The 18,593-nt window shown below is 54.3% G+C and carries 19 protein-coding genes; 7 read left to right on the top strand and 12 right to left on the bottom strand.

Going from position 1 to position 18,593, the window contains the following annotated elements; all coding sequences use genetic code 11:
- The first annotated feature begins 112 nt into the window (after positions 1-112).
- The 6 genes from H0247_RS11670 (at position 113) to H0247_RS11645 (ending at position 6,122) form a co-directional block, all read left to right on the top strand.
- A complete protein-coding gene (locus H0247_RS11670; RefSeq protein ID WP_180742680.1) occupies positions 113-934 on the top strand; it encodes a pyruvate, water dikinase regulatory protein in 822 nt (273 codons plus the stop codon).
- A gap of 261 nt (positions 935-1,195) precedes the next feature.
- Complete coding sequence (locus H0247_RS11665; RefSeq protein WP_180742679.1) at positions 1,196-2,242, top strand: 3-deoxy-7-phosphoheptulonate synthase; 1,047 nt, start codon at positions 1,196-1,198, stop codon at positions 2,240-2,242.
- A gap of 221 nt (positions 2,243-2,463) precedes the next feature.
- Positions 2,464-3,516 carry a hemin-degrading factor gene (locus H0247_RS11660; protein WP_180742678.1) on the top strand — a complete coding sequence of 351 codons (1,053 nt, stop codon included), beginning with the start codon at positions 2,464-2,466 and terminating at the stop codon, positions 3,514-3,516.
- Entirely contained in the window at positions 3,513-4,331 is an 819-nt protein-coding gene (locus H0247_RS11655; RefSeq protein ID WP_180742677.1) for a hemin ABC transporter substrate-binding protein, read from the top strand. The genes H0247_RS11660 and H0247_RS11655 overlap by 4 nt, the downstream gene beginning before the upstream one ends.
- Entirely contained in the window at positions 4,328-5,332 is a 1,005-nt protein-coding gene (locus H0247_RS11650) for an iron ABC transporter permease (RefSeq protein WP_180742676.1), read from the top strand. The genes H0247_RS11655 and H0247_RS11650 overlap by 4 nt, the downstream gene beginning before the upstream one ends.
- Positions 5,325-6,122 carry a heme ABC transporter ATP-binding protein gene (locus H0247_RS11645; protein ID WP_180742675.1) on the top strand — a complete coding sequence of 266 codons (798 nt, stop codon included), beginning with the start codon at positions 5,325-5,327 and terminating at the stop codon, positions 6,120-6,122. Before H0247_RS11650 ends, H0247_RS11645 begins: the two co-directional genes overlap by 8 nt.
- A 35-nt stretch (positions 6,123-6,157) precedes the next feature.
- Here the strand turns inward: H0247_RS11645 and H0247_RS11640 are convergent, their stop codons facing one another.
- From H0247_RS11640 to H0247_RS11610, 7 genes are all read right to left on the bottom strand, one after another.
- Positions 6,158-7,609: a YdiU family protein gene (locus H0247_RS11640; RefSeq protein WP_180742674.1), complete on the bottom strand. Its 1,452-nt coding sequence runs from the start codon at positions 7,607-7,609 to the stop codon at positions 6,158-6,160.
- Positions 7,610-7,785: 176 nt separating this feature from the next.
- Positions 7,786-8,802, bottom strand: a complete 1,017-nt coding sequence (locus H0247_RS11635) for a lipoate--protein ligase A (protein WP_180742673.1) — start codon at positions 8,800-8,802, stop codon at positions 7,786-7,788.
- 47 nt (positions 8,803-8,849) lie between these two features.
- Positions 8,850-9,326 (bottom strand): C40 family peptidase, encoded by a 477-nt coding sequence (locus tag H0247_RS11630; RefSeq protein WP_219606716.1) that lies wholly within the window; start codon positions 9,324-9,326, stop codon positions 8,850-8,852.
- Positions 9,327-9,473: 147 nt separating this feature from the next.
- Entirely contained in the window at positions 9,474-10,250 is a 777-nt protein-coding gene (gene btuD, locus H0247_RS11625) for a vitamin B12 ABC transporter ATP-binding protein BtuD (RefSeq protein WP_180742672.1), read from the bottom strand.
- Positions 10,251-10,802: a glutathione peroxidase gene (locus tag H0247_RS11620; RefSeq protein WP_180742671.1), complete on the bottom strand. Its 552-nt coding sequence runs from the start codon at positions 10,800-10,802 to the stop codon at positions 10,251-10,253. It lies immediately after the preceding gene.
- A gap of 50 nt (positions 10,803-10,852) precedes the next feature.
- Entirely contained in the window at positions 10,853-11,890 is a 1,038-nt protein-coding gene (btuC, locus tag H0247_RS11615; protein ID WP_180742670.1) for a vitamin B12 ABC transporter permease BtuC, read from the bottom strand.
- A 135-nt stretch (positions 11,891-12,025) separates the two neighbouring features.
- Positions 12,026-12,790: a class I SAM-dependent methyltransferase gene (locus H0247_RS11610; RefSeq protein WP_180742669.1), complete on the bottom strand. Its 765-nt coding sequence runs from the start codon at positions 12,788-12,790 to the stop codon at positions 12,026-12,028.
- Between the two features lie 110 nt (positions 12,791-12,900).
- On the opposite strand from H0247_RS11610, the gene H0247_RS11605 reads away from it, so the two are divergent.
- Positions 12,901-13,104, top strand: a complete 204-nt coding sequence (locus H0247_RS11605) for a helix-turn-helix domain-containing protein (RefSeq protein WP_255433950.1) — start codon at positions 12,901-12,903, stop codon at positions 13,102-13,104.
- Between the two features lie 472 nt (positions 13,105-13,576).
- Here H0247_RS11605 and cobB read toward each other — a convergent pair whose 3' ends face one another.
- The 5 genes from cobB to lolC all read right to left on the bottom strand — a co-directional run bounded on the left by cobB (position 13,577) and on the right by lolC (position 18,564).
- A complete protein-coding gene (gene cobB / locus H0247_RS11600) occupies positions 13,577-14,407 on the bottom strand; it encodes a Sir2 family NAD+-dependent deacetylase (protein WP_180742668.1) in 831 nt (276 codons plus the stop codon).
- 11 nt (positions 14,408-14,418) lie between these two features.
- Positions 14,419-15,333 (bottom strand): N-acetylglucosamine kinase, encoded by a 915-nt coding sequence (gene nagK, locus H0247_RS11595; protein WP_180742667.1) that lies wholly within the window; start codon positions 15,331-15,333, stop codon positions 14,419-14,421.
- Between the two features lie 84 nt (positions 15,334-15,417).
- On the bottom strand, positions 15,418-16,665 hold the full coding sequence (lolE, locus tag H0247_RS11590) for a lipoprotein-releasing ABC transporter permease subunit LolE (protein ID WP_180742666.1): 1,248 nt from the start codon (positions 16,663-16,665) through the stop codon (positions 15,418-15,420).
- Complete coding sequence (gene lolD, locus H0247_RS11585) at positions 16,662-17,369, bottom strand: lipoprotein-releasing ABC transporter ATP-binding protein LolD (protein WP_180742665.1); 708 nt, start codon at positions 17,367-17,369, stop codon at positions 16,662-16,664. The genes lolE and lolD overlap by 4 nt, the downstream gene beginning before the upstream one ends.
- The gene (gene lolC, locus H0247_RS11580; RefSeq protein WP_180742664.1) at positions 17,362-18,564 is read right to left on the bottom strand and encodes a lipoprotein-releasing ABC transporter permease subunit LolC; all 1,203 of its coding nucleotides are present in this window, start codon (positions 18,562-18,564) and stop codon (positions 17,362-17,364) included. The genes lolD and lolC overlap by 8 nt, the downstream gene beginning before the upstream one ends.
- Positions 18,565-18,593 lie beyond the last annotated feature (29 nt).

Below are 18,593 nucleotides of genomic sequence, written 5' to 3'. Positions count from 1 at the left end.
TATTCTTTATCATAAAGATAATGAAATGGCGTTTTAATAAAAGTGTTCGTAAAACACAATTTTTGACGAGGTTAACGTGTTCGAGCTATCGGAAATATCACAAGGGGGTTATGTGGAAAGAAGCGTATTTTATGTCTCGGACGGTACGGCCATTACGGCAGAGGTGCTGGGTCATGCGGTGTTGTCCCAATTTCCCGTGAACACGGTTAGCTATACCTTACCTTTCGTTGAAAGTGAAGCGCGCGCCAAAGCCGTGTGTGAACAAATCAATACGTTGTATCAACAAACCGGCGTGCGCCCGCTGGTGTTTTATTCCATTGTCACCCCGACCGTACGTAACATTATTACCAGCAGTGAAGGATTTTGCCAGGACATCGTACAAGCACTGGTTGCCCCCTTGCAGGAAGAACTGAACACGCCGCCGACGCCAGTGGCTAACCGTACTCATGGCTTGACCGCCAATAATCTGAGCAAATACGACGCCCGTATCGCGGCTATCGACTACACGCTGGCACACGATGATGGCATCTCGCTGCGCAATCTCGATCAGGCGCAGGTCATTCTGCTGGGCGTGTCACGCTGTGGCAAGACGCCGACCAGCCTGTATCTGGCGATGCAATTTGGCATTCGCGCCGCCAACTATCCTTTTATTGCTGATGATATGGATAACTTGCGCCTGCCCGATGCGCTGAAACCCTTCCAGCACAAGCTATTCGGGCTCACCATTGATGCTGAACGGCTGGCAGCCATTCGGGAAGAGCGTCGGGGTAACAGTCGTTATGCGTCACTGCGTCAGTGCCGCATGGAGCTGAGCGAAGTTGAAGCGCTGTTTCGCAAACACCAGATTAACTATCTCAATACCACCAATTATTCCGTTGAGGAAATTTCCGCCAAAATCATCGACATTCTCGGCATGAGTCGAAGAATGTACTAGTACATAATAGTTTTTTTGTCCTAATGCGGTTGTAATGTGCGCCATTTCGTTTATTGTGTGCTCCATCACTTCCCGGCATTTCGCCGCTGCGAAGCAACCTTTTAGTCGGAAACATAGCCTGAAAACCGTGTCTGAAAACATTGTCGTGGTTTGAAAACATTGTCGTGGTTCGAAAACATTGCCCTGGTCTGAAAGACCTATCATGTCCACGCTTTTTCAGTAAAGACAGGTTTTCGGCTTGACCGCATTCAGAGACAATACATGCTACAAACAGATGAACTGCGGAGCGCGCGCATCGAGAGTCTGGTGACGCCCCAAACGTTATTCGCCAGACTCCCGATTACCCCTGCCGTTGCCGAAAATGTCACCGCGTCACGTAAGAGAATTGAAGCCATTCTAACCGGTCACGATCCTCGCCTGCTCGTCGTGATTGGCCCCTGCTCGATCCATGACACCGACAGTGCGTTAGATTATGCCCGCCGTCTGGCTGCGCTACGAACGCAGTATCAGGATCGACTGGAAATCGTCATGCGCACCTATTTTGAAAAACCGCGCACGGTGGTGGGCTGGAAGGGACTCATCTCCGATCCTGCACTGAATGGTACCTTCCAGGTAAACGAAGGGCTGGAAATTGCCCGCCGCCTGCTGCTGGATGTTAATCAGCTTGGATTGCCGACCGCGACGGAATTCCTCGATATGGTCACCGGCCAATATATTGCCGACCTGATTAGCTGGGGTGCGATTGGTGCAAGAACCACCGAAAGCCAGATTCACCGGGAAATGGCCTCGGCGCTCTCCTGCCCTGTCGGCTTCAAGAACGGGACAGACGGCAACACGCGAATCGCCGTCGACGCCATTCGTGCTGCTCGTGCCCAGCATATGTTCCTTTCGCCGGATAAACAGGGCTTCATGTCGGTTTACAAAACGCAAGGCAACCCGTTTGGCCACATTATTATGCGCGGCGGGAAAACACCAAACTACCACGCGGAAGATATCGCCGCCGCCTGTACTCACTTGCGTGAATTCTCGCTACCCGAGCATCTGGTGATCGATTTTAGTCATGCTAACTGCCAAAAACAGCATCGTCGTCAGCTCGACGTAGCCGATGATATCTGCCAGCAAATTCGCACTGGTTCACGCACCATCGCGGGCATCATGGCGGAAAGTTTCTTAATTGAAGGCAACCAGCCGGCGCTCAATCCTCTGGCATTGACATACGGGCAATCCATTACCGATCCTTGTCTGAGCTGGCAGGACACCGAAACGCTGCTGGCACGTCTGGCGGACGCCGTCGACAGCCGTTTCTAATCCGATATACACTGGCACACTCATCTTCTACGGTAGTGTGCCAGCCAGTTTCCTCTTTTTACGCCACCTCTCCCACGCTCTCGCAGCACGTAAATTCATCTTACGATTCCTCTTATTCCACTTATTAAGAAAACTTCACTTGAGGTTGCGTTTTTGTTACATGAAAATGATTCTCATTCATTGCTATAATCAATACGACAACGATTAAGGGAACGAACGAGATGCAGACGTCTATTTACCAACAATACCTCCAGGCGAAAGTTGAACATCCGCGTAAATATGCACGCGATCTGGCTGCGCTACTCGGCATCAGCGAAGCGGAACTGACTCACGCCCGTGTCGGACACGATGCACAGCGCCTGCAAGGTGATGCCAAGGTCTGGTTAAGCGCACTGGAGCAAGTTGGTAATACCAAGTCGATCACGCGCAACGAGTACGCCGTGCATGAGCATACGGGCTATTATCAAAACCAGACGCTGGACGGACATGCTGGCCTGATCCTCAATCCGCGCGGATTGGATCTCCGTTTGTTCCTCTCTCAGTGGGCTTCGGCTTTTGCACTGCGTGAAAACACCGCACGTGGCGAGCGTCAGAGCATTCAATTCTTCGATCATCAGGGCGATGCCATTCTGAAGGTCTACACGACCGACACCACGGACATGGCCGCTTGGCAGTTGTTCATTGAAAAATTTGCCAGCAGCGAAAACCCCGCACTGGAACGTCGTCCTGCCAGCAATAGTTCGGCATCCGAACAGGCCATTGCCCATAATCCTCAGTTTGAAGCAGACTGGCGTGCGATGAAAGATGTGCATGATTTCTTCATTCTGCTCAAGCGCTATAACCTGACGCGCCAGCAGGCATTTAATTCCGTCGCTGACGACTTGGCTTACCGCGTAGACAACGATGCGCTGTCACAGATTCTGTTTGCCGCGCGTGAAGATCAAAACGAAATCATGGTGTTTGTCGGCAACCGCGGCTGTGTGCAAATCTTCACGGGTACGCTGGAGCGTGTCGAGCGCATGGAGCAACACGCGGAATGGATTAACATCTTTAATAAAGACTTTACCCTGCATCTGATCGAAGGTGCGATTGCTGAAAGCTGGGTGACGCGCAAACCGACGGTTGACGGTATCGTGACCAGCCTGGAACTCTATGCCGCAGACGGCTCCCAAATTGCACAGCTCTTCGGGCAACGTACCGAAGGTACGCCGGAACAACAACAGTGGCGCAACCAAGTCGATGCCCTGAAACCGCATAAGGATCTCGCTGCATGAAAAACTGGCTATTCCCCCTGCTTTTGACACTCCCGCTGGGGGTGTCTGCTGCCGAACGTATCGTTTCTATCGGCGGCGACGTCACCGAAATCATCTATGCGTTGGGCGCAGAGAAGGATCTGGTGGCACGCGATAGCACTAGCCTGCACCCAGAGTCCGTGAAGAAACTGCCTGATGTCGGCTACATGCGCCACCTCAATGCCGAAGGTATTCTGGCGATGAAACCTTCTCTGGTTCTTGCCAGCGATCTGTCTCAGCCTTCCCTAGTCTTACAGCAGGTGGCGGACAGCGGCACCAAAGTGGTTCACGTTTCCGCTCAGCCAGCGCTGGATGCGGTTCCGCAGAAAATTAGCGCCATTGCACAAGCATTGGGTAAAGACACCGAAGGTAAAAAGCTGACGGAAACCTATCAGCAGCAGTTGGCGGCGGTCAAAACTGCACCATTGCCCGTCAAGACGCTGTTTATTCTCAACCACGGCGGTATGAGTGCGATGGGCGCAGGCAAAAATACGCCGCCAGACACGATCATTCGCCACGCAGGGTTACAGAATGCCATGCAGAACGTTGAACGTTATCAGCAACTGTCTCAGGAAGGCGTCATTGCCAGCGCACCAGATCTGATTCTGATCTCCAGTCAAGGACTGAAGACATTGGGCGGCGAAGCGCAGGTCTGGAAATTACCCGGTCTGGAACTGACGCCTGCGGGTAAACACAAGCGTCTGCTGGTCGTCGATGATATGGCAATGCTGGGCTTTACGCTCGAAACGCCAGCGTTGATGGCAACGCTGCGTCAGACAGCCGAAGCGATCAAATGACGTCACGGTTTCATCCGCGCACCTGGTTGATCTCGCTGTTGTTGCTCATGGCGGCACTGATGGTGGGTGCCGCCAACATGGGTGCGTTGACGTTGTCACTCAAGACGCTATGGCAGACGCCTTTTGACGATCCGCTTTGGCATATTTGGCTGAACATCCGCGTCCCCCGCGTGCTGCTGGCGATACTCGTCGGCGGCGCGCTGGCCTGTTCAGGCACCATTATGCAAGGACTGTTTCGCAATCCACTGGCCGATCCCAGCCTGCTTGGCATCAGCAGCGGCGCAGCGCTCTGCGTGGCACTCACTATCGTGCTGCCGCTCGGCCTTCCCCCTCTGCTGGCGCTTTACAGCCCGATGTTTGCCGCTTTCGCGGGTAGTCTGGCGATTACCGCGATCATTTTTATCCTCAGCCGCTCCGAACAAGGGGGGTTAACGCGATTACTGCTGGCAGGCATCGCGCTTAATGCATTGTGCCTTGCGCTGATTGGCGTCTTGACCTACATCAGCACCGACCAACAATTGCGCCAGTTTTCACTGTGGGGCATGGGCAGTCTCGGACAGGCGCAGTGGCCGATGCTGTTGGTTACCAGCACACTGGCGATTCCCGGCATGCTAGCCACGCTGTACTACGCGCGCCGTCTGAATGTGTTGCAGTTGGGAGATGAAGAGGCGCATTACCTTGGCATCAATGTAAAGCGTACCAAGTACGCGCTGCTGCTACTGAGTTCACTGCTGGTGGGTGTGGCGGTGGCGGTCAGCGGCGTAATCGGGTTTATCGGGCTCATTATCCCCCACCTGATGCGTTTGCATGTGGGCGCCGATCATCGCTGGCTCATTCCCGGTTCTATCCTCGGTGGTGCCTGCCTGCTGCTGTTTGCCGATACGCTGGCTCGTACGCTACTTGCGCCAGCGGAAATGCCCGTAGGGCTGTTAAGTAGCCTGATTGGCGGGCCGTATTTCTTATGGCTGATCGTTCAGCACAAAGGACGTAGCAATGACTGACCCAGCGCTCGACCAGACGTTAGTCGCACGTCATCTACGCTTTCAGGCCAACGGTCGCACTCTGACGGATGATGTTTCTCTGGAACTGCACTGTGGGGAAATCGTCGCGATTATCGGCCCTAACGGCGCGGGAAAGTCGACCCTGCTCCGTTTATTGACCGGTTATTTGACGCCCGATGACGGCGAGTGCCTGTTGGCTGGACAGTCGTTTTCGCACTGGCAGCCCGGCGCACTGGCAAAAACGCGCGCGGTGATGCGTCAACATAGTGGCATGGCGTTCGCGTTTAGCGTGCGGGATGTCGTCGCGATGGGGCGTTCCCCGCATGGTCGCTACCCGAAAAATGATGATGTGATTCAGCAGGTCATGGCGCAAACGGGCTGTCTGGAATTGGCGGCGCGCGACTATCGCCACCTTTCCGGCGGAGAGCAGCAACGTGTGCAGCTTGCTCGCGTGCTGGCGCAACTGTGGCACCCAGAACCGACGCCAGGCTGGTTATTTCTCGATGAACCGACCTCGGCGCTGGATCTATACCATCAACAGCACCTCTTGCGGTTGCTCAAGCAGCTCACGCGTGAACAACCGCTCTCCGTATGCTGTGTTCTACACGATCTGAATCTGGCCGCGCTGTATGCCGATCGCATCCTGCTGTTGCACGAAGGGAAGCTGGTCGCACAGGGTACGCCTGCGCAAGTGCTACAGGCAGAGACGTTGACCCGCTGGTATCGCGCCGACCTCAGCGTCGGTTCACACCCGGACTACACCATTCCGCAGGTTTATCTGCGGCAATAATATTAGACGGCAATAGCCATCATTCCTGCTCCGGCTTAGCTGGAGCAGGAAATCTCCAGATGCTTACCCCACTCTGGTGGTAACGCTGCCAGATCGTTCTTATCCGGCTGCTCGTCAAACGGTCTGCACAGCGCCTGATGCAGACGTGTCAGCACGCTAATGTCATCATGTTCCGCCCGTTCAATCGCCATTTGCGCCAGATAATTACGCAAAATGTATTTCGGGTTCGTCGCGTTCATCAGCTGACGACGTTCCTCATCACTCTGTTCTTCCTGCATCAGCCTCTTGCGATAAGTCGCAAACCAGCTATCGAACGCGGCCCTGTCGATAAACTCATCACGAAGCGGCGAATGCGATGCCTGCTTTTCGCTATCCGCCAGCAGGCGGAACGTGCGGGTGTAATCGCTGCCTTCCTGCTGCATCAGACGCAACAGCCCTACCAGCACGCCATTATCCTCTGCGCTCGCGGTAAACAAGCCCAGCTTGGCGCGCATCAGCGTGCCATAGTGCTGCATCAGCGCCGGCTCATAGCGGGCAAGCGCACGTTCCAGCGTATCGGTGTCCATCAGCCCCGACAGCGCCTGCGCCAGACGATGCAGATTCCACAGCCCTACGGCAGGCTGATTGTCAAACGCGTAGCGCCCGCGGTGGTCGGAGTGATTACAGATGAAATCAGGCTGATAGGCATCTAAAAAACCATAAGGGCCGTAATCGATGGTCAGCCCCAGAATCGACATGTTATCCGTATTCATTACGCCGTGCGCAAACCCAACCGCCTGCCAATGCGTAATCAGTCGAGCGGTACGTTCTACCACATCGCCGAACCACAGTTCATAGCGACGCTCGTCGTGCTCCCACTGCGGCCAGTGGCGAGCAATGACATACTCCACCAGTTGACGCACCTTTTCCGGCTCACGGCGATAGTAGAAGTGTTCAAAGTGACCGAAGCGCACATGGCTTTCCGCCACGCGCAGCAGCATCGCGCCCTTTTCTTCCTGCTCACGCTGGATCGGATGCGTGCTGGTGACAATCGTCAACGCCCGCGTAGTGGGGATTCCCAGATGGTGCATCGCTTCCGAGGCCAGAAATTCGCGAATAACTGAGCGCAGCACGGCACGACCGTCACCCATGCGCGAATACGGCGTCAGCCCTGCACCTTTCAGGTGCCAGTCCATACTGCGGCCATCCGCCAGTTGCTGTTCCCCAAGCAGAATACCGCGCCCGTCGCCCAGTTGACCGGCCCACATACCAAACTGATGGCCGCTATACACCTGCGCTAACGGCTCCATTCCCGGCAGCAAACGCTCGCCGCGCCAGACGGCATCTTGTTCTGGCGTAAACCAGTCGGAAGACAGCCCAAGCTCCGCGGCCAATCCCTCGCTGTGATAAAGCAGACGAGCGTCATGCAGCGGCGTAGGCTGTAGCGCGGTATAGAATCCCGGCAGTTGGTGAAAATAGTGATTTTTGAATAACGGTGTCTGCTGCATCCTGTCTCCCTAGTACCACCCTGTTCAGGTGAAGAGAGCCATACGCTCACCACACAACGACTAACGGGTATGCAGAAAGTGTAGAGGGATGGTAATGAAATTAACACGGAGGAAACGCAGGGGTATTATTTCCCTTACGTTTCCTTATCATCGATGCGTTGAGAAAAACAGGGCGTCTAACGCAAACTCTGCGCCAGCCAATCGGCCAGTTCCTGCAATTCGTTTTGCTGTTCAGGGAAAGCGGTAATCAGTGCCTGACACGCTGCCGCCAAGGCTTCCGGGCGATATGCCGTTCCCTGCAATGCGGAGGCAAGTGCTTCTAACGGTGCTGGGTTCAGGCTATCGGTATAAATCTGCGCGCGGACGATCACGCCGCGCTCCACATCGAAATGTAATTCAACCCCGCCCCAGGTAAAGCGGTTATCGAGTAAATGCGAGAAATCCGGTGCCTGACCGAAGTTCCATTCCCAGCTACTTTGACGCGCAAACTGTTCACTGAATCCCGGTAGATCCGGGTAGGCGGAAGGCGAGATGATTTCCGGTTCGCACTGTTCGCCGAAATAATCAAAGAAGGCCTGCGTCACCGCCTGGCAAATCATCTGATGATCGACAGAAGGCAGCAATTCCACCAGATTCGCGACGCGGGAACGCACAGACGTAATCCCTTTCGCCTGTAGCTTCTTAACATCTGGGTTCAAATAATCGGCTAAGCGGCTCAGATCCGCATTCAGCAACAGCGTGCCATGATGAAAGCCGCGATCTTTGGTTTCGCGATAGGCAGAACCGGACACCTTGCGTACGCCGTCCGTGGTTTCTACCACCAGATCGTTACGGCCCGAGGCGCTAGCTTTTAATCCCAGCGAACTGAGTGCATCCAGAACAATCTGCGTTGAAACGCTTTTATCGTATTCCGGTTTGCCGGCCATAAAGGTAAAACAGGTATTCCCGAGATCGTGAAAGACCGCCCCACCACCGCTGCTGCGCCGTGCCAACTTGATGCCATCCTCTTCCATCCGTCGCGTATTGCACTCTTTCCACGGGTTCTGGGCGCGACCAATCACCACCGTTTCCGCATTGCGCCACAAAAACAGCACTCGCTGCGTGGTGGGCATCTGGCGAAAGATGCACTCCTCAACGGCTAGGTTAAACCAAGGATCGTAAGAGTCAGAGATGAGTAAACGCAGAGAGGACATGAGTGAATAGCTCCATGCTGTCAACAAAACAGAATAAGGAAGGAAAATTAGATGCGGCGAGCCTGCCAGTAAGCCCGCTTCCAGTACACGTTATCCAAAGACGAACGGATTACGCCTTGGCTGGTGGAGGCATGAATAAACTGGTCGTCTTTGTCATAAATGCCGACGTGCAACCCACTGCTGCCGCTGCCCGTTTTGAAAAAGACCAAATCACCCGGTAATAGATTATCACGGTCAACACGCTCGCCCAGTTCGGTTTGTTCTTCCGTGGTGCGCGGCAACTGCATGCCGAACTTATCGCGAAACGTCAGATAGACGAAACCGGAACAATCGACGCCGTTACGATCCAGTCCGCCATAGCGGTAAGGCGTTCTGTACCATTGCCCAAGTTGATCGTTTAGCTGCGCCATCACCATAATCGAATCGCTCAGGCGCGCATTCGGCGGCGGATTATTATGCCGACTACTGCTACAGCCGACTAAAATCAGGCTGGCGAGGATCAAAGCATGTCGTAGACGTATCATCGCGATTACCATAAAACCGCCGAGGCCATAGGCCTCTAGCGTTTGAAAATGCTAGGTATTGGATTAATTTAGCGTTTAATCGGGGCCTCTGGCAAGTAAAGGCGATTTTTCCTATTTTCTGACGACGCCATTTTCTCGCATCAGTAGTCAGGCGCTACGCGTGATGATCCAATTTCTACCATCGACCACGTGCCGCTGGAACGCGACACCGAATACAGGAGACAGCACCTCCGGCAGCATCACCCCCGCCGTCTCGCCCTGTGCCACCACAGCACCAGCCGACAGCAGCCATACGCGATCCGCATGGTGAGCGCTATGGTTCAGATCGTGGGCGCAAACCACGACCGCAATCCCCAAACGGCAGAGTTCGTTCAATAGCACATCCAGTGCCGCTTGCTGCGCCACATCGAGGCTATTAGTCGGTTCATCCAACAGCAGTAGACACGCGTGCGGATTGAGGGTCGGCCAAATCTGCAACAGCGCCGCCACCAGCCGAACGCGCTGCCACTCGCCCCCCGACAGCTGCGTGAGCGGGCGCGCCAGCTTATCGGTTAACATCAGGCGTTCTGCCAGGAAATGCACCACCTTTTCGACCGCATTTTCCTGAGCCAGCGGCGGTTGATGCAACTGCCAATACTGAAACACTGGCATCAGCGCCAGAGGAGGTTGCTGCTGTGCCAGATAGGCGCGTCGTACGGCTAAATCCGCCGCTGTATACTGCGACAGCGGCGTACCAGCCAGATCGATCTCGCCTTCCCCCGCCAGCAGGCCTGCCGCTCTTGCCAGCAGGGTACTCTTCCCTGCCCCATTCGGGCCAATGATATGCAGCAACTCACCGCGACGACACACCGCCGTTGTCGGCGACAACCGTGGCGAGACGCCAGCCTGCCGCAGCTGTAATACCGGGGAAGTCTGCTGCGTCACTTATTTTGCCAGCGCATCGTCGATCGCTTTCACGATGGTGTCATGATCAGGTGCCATATCCGGTGCAAAACGATCAATCACACGCCCTTCGCGATCCACCAGGAATTTTTCAAAATTCCACAGAATGTCTTCTGGATTTTTAGGCTTACGACCTTTATTAACCAAACGAGCAAAAAAGTCACTTTTCCAGGTTCCGTTGGCTTCCGGCTGTTCACGAATCAGCAGTTGGTACAGAGGATGGCGATTCTCGCCATTCACTTCAATTTTGCTGAACATCGGGAACTGAACACCAAACGTCCCACGGCAGAATGCCTGAATCTCTTCTTCTGATCCTGGTTCCTGCCCGGCAAACTCATTGGAAGGGAACCCCAACACAACCAGACCTCTGTCACGATAGGTCTCATAGAGTTTTTCCAACGCATCGTATTGCTTAGTCAGGCCGCATTGCGAGGCAACGTTAACAACTAAAGCCACCTGCCCTTTAAATGCCTCAAACGTTGTCGCTTTCCCGTCGATAGTGGTCAGCGGAATAGCATAGATTTCAGTGCTCATCGTTTTGCTCCCTTTAATGATCAATAAGAATGGATAAAACAGGCCTCTCGCTACAGCCGATTCCGTAATAACAACCAGATAAACCATGGCGATCCCAGCGTAGCGGTAACCACGCCTATCGGCAACTCGGCTGAACTCAGCGCCACGCGCGCAACGGTATCCGCCAGCAAAAGAACGCCACCGCCAGCCAACGCACAGCCCGTTAATAAATAACGCTGATCGGTCAGTCCGCACAGCCGTAACATGTGTGGGATCACCAAGCCAATAAACGCGATGATGCCAGCCAGCGCCACGCTCAGCCCAACTTGTACGCCCATAATCAGTACGAGAATCGTACGCCAGCGATAGACCGGAATGCCCAACTGACGCGCCTGAATCTCACCCAACGCCAACCCGTTCAGCACGGTTCCCTGACGGCTCAACCACAGTAACACCGGCAAGAGCGCCAACATCAGCCAGCCGTGCCGCCAATCAATGCCGCTAAAGCCCCCCATCATCCAGTACATCAACTGGCGTAAATCAAGACTGGTACTGAAATAGACGGCCCAAGTCATCACTGCGCTACAGATAATCCCGAGCGCAATGCCGATGAGTAATAAACGGGTGTTGGAAATATGACGGCGGGCAAAATGGAGCAACAGAAAGGTAATCAGCAGCGCGCCTGCAATCGCGCTCAGGCTTAACGTCCAGACGGGCAGCAATCCCTGTCCCAGCAGTACCGCCAGCACTAAGGCTACGCCTGCGCCGTTCGCGACGCCCAGCAGACCTGGTTCCGCCAATGGGTTATCAAAAACCGCCTGCATCACGGTGCCTGACATCGCCAGACTGGCGCCCACCAGCATCACAGCCAGCGTTCTGGGCAAACGCAGTTGCCAGACAAAGAGTTGCTGAGCATCATCCAGCCAAGCCGTCGGCCAAATCCAGCGCTCTCCGGCGCACAGACTGACGACCAGCGTAAGCACGAGAAACACCAACAGCAGTATCAGACTCCGACGATCGCGTCGGTACTGCTGTTGTTTTAGCTGACTGTAGTGAGGCAACGGCGTCGCGTGCTTTAGCGGGGTATCACCCGGCGATGATGGCTGCATTGTTCACCGTAACAAGGAATCCGGCGCAATAAAAAGCGCAATTAAGATAACGTTCTGTCACGTATGTTAAACGATTTCGCCTGCCTTACACGCTTTTTCCTTGTTACCGCTACACAGCCAAAAGCAATACGGCCACTACTTCGTGCTGCATACCGCAATATAGTTAAGCTGGTTCCGATTGCGACGGAAGGTATGAAACATGTTGAAGAACATATCGCGGTTTTCTTTCTTCAGCGCATTTTTTACGATGTGTGCCGCGCCAGCCAGCCCTTCATCATAAATCAGCCCCTGTGGCGTCAGCAGCGTCATAGCACCGCTATCGTAGTTGACCTTGCTAAAACCACATTCCTGAAACAGCGTCACCCAGCACTCACGCAGCATCGGCTGCGCATGCACGTTGATCGCTTTATGCATCTGTTCCACCGCCTGTAATGCGCCGGTATCCTTCTCGGAGAGCAGCATAATATCGTGGGTAATCAGGCGTCCACCCGGTTTCAGCACGCGATAATATTCGGCAATGATGCGGCTTTTGGCCTTGTCGGCATACATCGTCAGCATGGCTTCATTAATCACTACGTCAAAGTGATTATCGGGAAACGGCAGCTCCAGCGCATTCGCCTGCATAATCGTGACCTGCGATGCCAGGCCGTTTGCCGCGACATTTTCCTGCGCCTTCTCTAACGCCGCTTTATCCATATCCGCGCCGATAACCTGACAGCCAAAACGGCGCGCAATTTCCATCGCCGTCGTGCCCATATTGCAAGCGACCTCCAGCACTACGCTGTCCTGCCGGAACTCAGCCTGACTGAGCAGCCACTCGGTTGCTTTCCTGCCGCCGGGGCGCAGACGTTTTTTCCCCAAGCGGGCTAAAAATTTATGTCCTGCTTCATGATCGCTCATACTCTGTTCCCTCGGATTCAGCGCACCGTGATTTGGCTTGCTGAATTCATGCAAGTGATTATTATTTTCATTTACTAACTTAATGGTAATAGCCTTCGTCGAAAGGACAAATGACATTTGTCAAAAAAGCGCTATCGCCCGATGAATACGGTGACGTGCTGTTTCAGCATGACTGGATGCGCGGTGAGACATTGAGCCGATTGATGTCCGACTGGAAGCGACAAGGCCACATTACCTATCGGAGCCATCAGGTGGCATTGTGCAATCTGCATTATCTAAAAGAGCCGGCGGCAGACGCCAGACGGACGTTCTAATCGATCTACCCCTTTGTCGACTCAGGCATAACGAGTGAATAGAACAATTTTGGATATACATTTTGACAATTGTCATTCCCGCCTTACCGGATAATCAACTACGCTTAGCTTACATTGATGAGAACAACTCTCATCAAGGAAAGTGTCTCATTAATACCTTGATGGGATACGGTGGGGTAACGCTATGCTAGGCTTTTTCCGACGAACCTTATCTTTTCATGGAACACGGCCACATCATGGAACATCATCACGCCATGACAGCCAACAGCCGCAGGCGGATTCGCCGACAGAAACCGCGGCGCATACGCGCTGTAGCGAGAGTGAATATTGTTTCTTTAACCATACCGCCATGTTGCCGTTCGATCAGCTTGACGAATGCTGCTGCGGCAACGATAGGAAAGAAAAAACGCCGTCTTCATACGATTCATGACGTTTTCTCTTTTTGCGGGCGTTTAAAGCTTTTTGCGGACGCTTAAAACGTGATGCTTTGACCACGCGTCAGCCAGGCCGCGACGAACTCGGGCACGACGGTACTGGCGGGGCCATAGATTTTTTCATCAAACTGGCTTTCTACCTGGCTGGGTTCCAGATTCAGTTCCAGCGTGTAGGCACCATGTGAATGGGCCTCATGGACAAAGCCTGCTGCGGGATACACATGCCCCGATGTGCCAATCGCAATAAAGTAATCAGCCTGCGACAACGCATGGTAAATCTTGTCCATGTGCAGCGGCATTTCACCAAACCACACCACATGAGGGCGTAAAAGCGCGGGGAATTGACAGCAGTGGCAACGTTCGCCAACGGCGAGATCGTCCGTCCACTCAAAAATCTGCCCACTTTGGCTACAGCGTATTTTCAGCAGCTCACCGTGCATATGAATGATGCGCTTGCTACCAGCACGCTCATGCAGGTTATCGATATTTTGCGTAATCAGCAGAAAGTTATCTTCCAGCATCGTTTCCAGATTCGCCAATGCCAGATGCGCAGCATTCGGTACAATTTCCGGCTGCTGTAGCTGACGACGGCGGGCGTTATAAAACGCCTGCACCAGTTCAGGGTTGCGCTGAAAACCTTCAGGTGTGGCGACATCTTCGACGCGGTGTTCTTCCCACAGGCCATCGGTTGCGCGAAAGGTACGAATGCCGGACTCGGCTGAAATGCCAGCGCCCGTCAGTACCACCACGCGCGGTTTTTTCACTTCGCTTGCGGCCAGATAATCACGATGGAAAATACGCGCACGAAGACGCTGTTGCCGCAGTCGCTTTCCCTTATGAAACCGCCCTAATCGTTGACGCGTATACATTCTTTCTCCAGCTAGTTATCCATTAAGTGTAGCAACGCCGCGCCACGTACACCGCCCGCATCACCGTGACGCGCTTTCTCTATGCGTGGCAGTTTCGCAATCGGTAAAAGTCGTGCAGGAAGACGCATCGGCAAAATTTGATAAATTTCATCAAAATTCGACAGGCCACCGCCCAACACCAGCAGATGGGGATCAAACAGGGTCAGCAGGTTACCCAGACAAGCCGCCAACAAATCCATAAAACGATCGACAAACTCCAGCGCTTTTTCCTCGCCGCCACGATAGTGCCGGATGATAGTCACCGCTGGCAGGGCTTCGCCATACAGATGTTCGTACAGCCATTCAAAACCGCGCCCAGAAATATAATTCTCAATACAGCCAAATTGCCCGCAGCCACACTTCACGCGGGGAATGTCGGCACCGATGATATCCAGCGCGTCGGACGGCAGGCGGATATGACCAAACTCACCGGCAATGCCGTTGCGCCCCTCAACCGGACGCCCGTTAATTACCAGACCGCCCCCCAACCCCGTGCCCAGAATCATCCCCAACACGACAGGATACGAACGAAACTCCGCGTCCCAGGCTTCAGACAGCACAAAACAGTTGGCATCGTTGCTGAGGCGAACATCCCGCTGCAAACGCTGTGACAAATCCGTACGCAGCGGTTTTCCCATCGTCGCAGGCAGGTTAGCAGTAAATAGCGCGCCGTTATCGCCCGTTTGTACTCCCGGTACGCCGATACCGACCTTTCCTTGTACTCCGGTTTGTGCATCCGCTTCATAAACCAGATCAACCAGCGTGGTGAGCAACTCATCATAATGATTGCGCGGTGTCGGCACCCGCTTTTGCCACACCTTGTTCAATGCCGCATCGAACACGCCCAGCTCAATTTTCGTGCCGCCCATGTCAAAACCGTAGTACATGACTGCTCCTTAGGGTGTGATCGCTTTCCCACACGATAGGGATTATTTCCACCATCTCTCAAGCCGCATGTGCGTTGACTTGGTTTACTGTCCGCTCAGCACGCGGGCAGGGTCAATCCGGCTGGCGCGCCGTGCAGGATACCAACTGGCAATCAGACTCAGTACCAACGACGTTCCTAATACGATAAAGACATCCATCAGGTGCAGTTCCGACGGTAGAAAATCGATAAAATAGATGTCGCCGGACAGCAGTTTATGGCCGATGAGAGATTCAATGCCGTGAATAATCGGCGTCAATTGCAAGGTCGCGATCACGCCAATCACCGCGCCTATCACGCTACCCAGTAGCCCAGCCAATAGTCCGTACCAAATAAAGATAGCCCGAATCATGCCATCTGACGCTCCCAGCGTACGCAGGACGGCGATATCGCTACTTTTGTCTTTCACCGCCATTACCAGCGTTGACACAATATTAAAACAGGCCACGCCAATCACCAGGATCATCGCCAGATACATGATAGTTCTCACCATCTGGATATCTCGGTACATATAACCATAGGTGCCAATCCAACTGCGAATAGTGACATAGGCCTTTGTGACCATGCCCGCATCACGCACCAATTTATTGGCAGAAAAAACATCCTTAGCCTTGATCGCGATCCCCGTTACGCTCTGTCCCATATCCAGATACTGCTGGGCATCGGCAAGCGGAATCAGCGCCAGACCGTGATCGAGCTGGCCGCTCAGTTGTAAAATGCCACTGACGTGCAGCCGGATACGTTTAGGCTGCATCAGCTTCATTTCCGGATCACTGTTCGGGATCATCACCGTAACCCAATCCCCCTCAGCCACATTCAGCGCCTTTGCCACGCCTTGCCCAATAATGACCTGCTGTTCGCCCGCGCGGAACCGCTGCCAGGCATCATTAAGCACATAGTTGGGCAACGCGCTAAGACGTTTCTCCTGCTGCGGATCGACGCCTTTTACCTGAACCGCCTGAAGTTTGGCAGCGTTCTCCAACAGCCCAGTGAAATTGATATAAGGCGCTGCGGCTGCCACGCCGGGCACCTGCTCTATTTTCGGCAGCATGTCCTGCCAGCCGTCAAAAGGCTGATTGACCGGTGCGATCTCACCGTGCGGCACCACGGCAAGCACGCGGTTATTCAGTTCACGCTCAAAGCCATTCATCGCGCTCAGGCCAAGAATCAGCACCGCGACACCAAGGGCGATCCCCAGCGTCGAAATGACCGAAATCAGCGAAACCATGCCGCCACGCCGACGGCCACGGCTAAAGCGCAGGCCAATCAGCAACGAGAGCGGAGGAAATGTCATTGCCGCGCTCCCATCAGGGTCAGTTCCTGCTGCAACTGACCGTCGCGCATTTCCAGTTGGCGATTCAGTCGGCTAGCCAGTTGCAGATCGTGTGTCACCACAAGAAAAGCTGTGCCCTGCCGGACGTTCAGCTCTCCCAGCAATTCGAAAATGGTATCCGCCGTGCGCTGATCAAGGTTACCGGTCGGTTCGTCCGCCAGCACTAGCGACGGGCTGTTAACCAGCGCTCTGGCGATGGCAACACGCTGCCGCTCACCACCGGACAGCTCAGACGAACGGTGGTGGCTGCGCGCTTCGAGCCCGACGGCCGCCAGCATTTCGCGTGCTTTATCCTGCGCCTGCGACGTTGGCGCTTTGCCAATCAGCAGCGGCATTGCGACGTTTTCCAACGCGGTAAAATCGGGTAGCAGGTGATGAAACTGATAAATGAAGCCCAGCTCGCGATTGCGCAAATCGGCTTTTGCCGCTGCCGAGAGCGTACCTAACGGCTGACCTTTGAAGATGACTTCGCCTGACGTTGGCGTATCCAACCCGCCCAACATATGCAGTAGCGTACTTTTACCCGACCCCGAGCTCCCGACGATCGCCATCATCTCCCCACTGCTCATCTCGAAAGAGACATCGCGCAACACATCGGTAGACAGGTTGCCGTCCTGATAGCGCTTGGACAGGTTATTACACTGCAATAACGGTAAATCACTCATAACGTAAAGCCTCAGCGGGTTGAACGGCGGCAGCGCGCCATGACGGGTAAAGTGTCGATAACAGGGCAATCACCATCGCGGAAATGGCGATAGTCACCACCTGCGCAGGGTCAATATCCACTGGCAACGCGGCACCATCCAGCAATACACCCAGAATTGGCATCAGCGTATTCAGTTGGCTGGCCAATAGCGTCCCCAGCACTGCTCCTAACAACGCGCCAATCACGCCAGCGCTGCCCCCCTGCACCATAAACACCGTCATAATCTGGCGTTGAGTCAGCCCCTGCGTTTGCAAAATGGCGACTTCACCCTGTTTTTCCATCACCAGTAAACCCAGCGAGGTAATAATATTGAAAGCGGCCACCGCCACGATCAGGCTGAGCAACAGCCCCATCATGTTTTTCTCCATACGCACGGCCTGAAACAGTTCGCCTTTACGTTCGCGCCAGTCTTTCCAGACCGTGCCTTCCGGCAGCGTTTGCGTGCTCAGCGTATCGACCGACAGCGGCTTTTCCAGCCACAAACGCCAGCCAGTAATGTGGTTTGCTGGGTAGCGCATCAAGCGAGAAGCATCCTGCTGGTTCACCAGCAACTGATAACTATCCACCTCGCTGTTCGCCGCAAAGGTGCCAGCAACGGTGAAGATACGCTGGCTGGGAATACGCCCCATCGGCGTCAGTTGGCTGGCGCTCGTCACCATCATGCGAATCTGATCGCCCGCTTTGACCCCCAGTTGTTCGGCCAGTTTCTCGCCCAAAATGGCCTGATATTGACCGGATTGCAGTTGCTGCTGTTTGACATTAACCAGATAACGCGACAGCGGCTCCTGCTCGTCAGGATCAATCCCTAACATCACACCAACGGCAACGCTACGGGCGCTTTGCAGCACCACATCGCCCGTCGTCAGCGGCGCAACGCGCGTCACACCTTCCAGCGAGTCTAAAGAGGAAGCAGGAACCTTCGCCGGGTTTAGCGAACCTTGTGGCGTAGTGATGACCGCCTGAGGCATCACGCCCAGAATATTGCCTTCCAGTTCGCGCTCGAAGCCATTCATCACGGAAAGTACGGTGACCAGCGCCATCACGCCCAGCGTGATACCAATGGCGGATAACCAGGAGACAAACCGGCCGAAGCGGTCTGATGCGCGCCCACGCATGTAGCGCAGGCCAATAAATAAAGCGACAGGTTGATACATGAAATCCGTCTGGATAAGGTTGCCAAAGC

This window comes from Pectobacterium sp. CFBP8739, from assembly GCF_013449375.1.
Taxonomy (GTDB): Bacteria; Pseudomonadota; Gammaproteobacteria; order Enterobacterales; family Enterobacteriaceae; genus Pectobacterium.
This window is presented reverse-complemented; position numbering and strand designations above follow the sequence as displayed.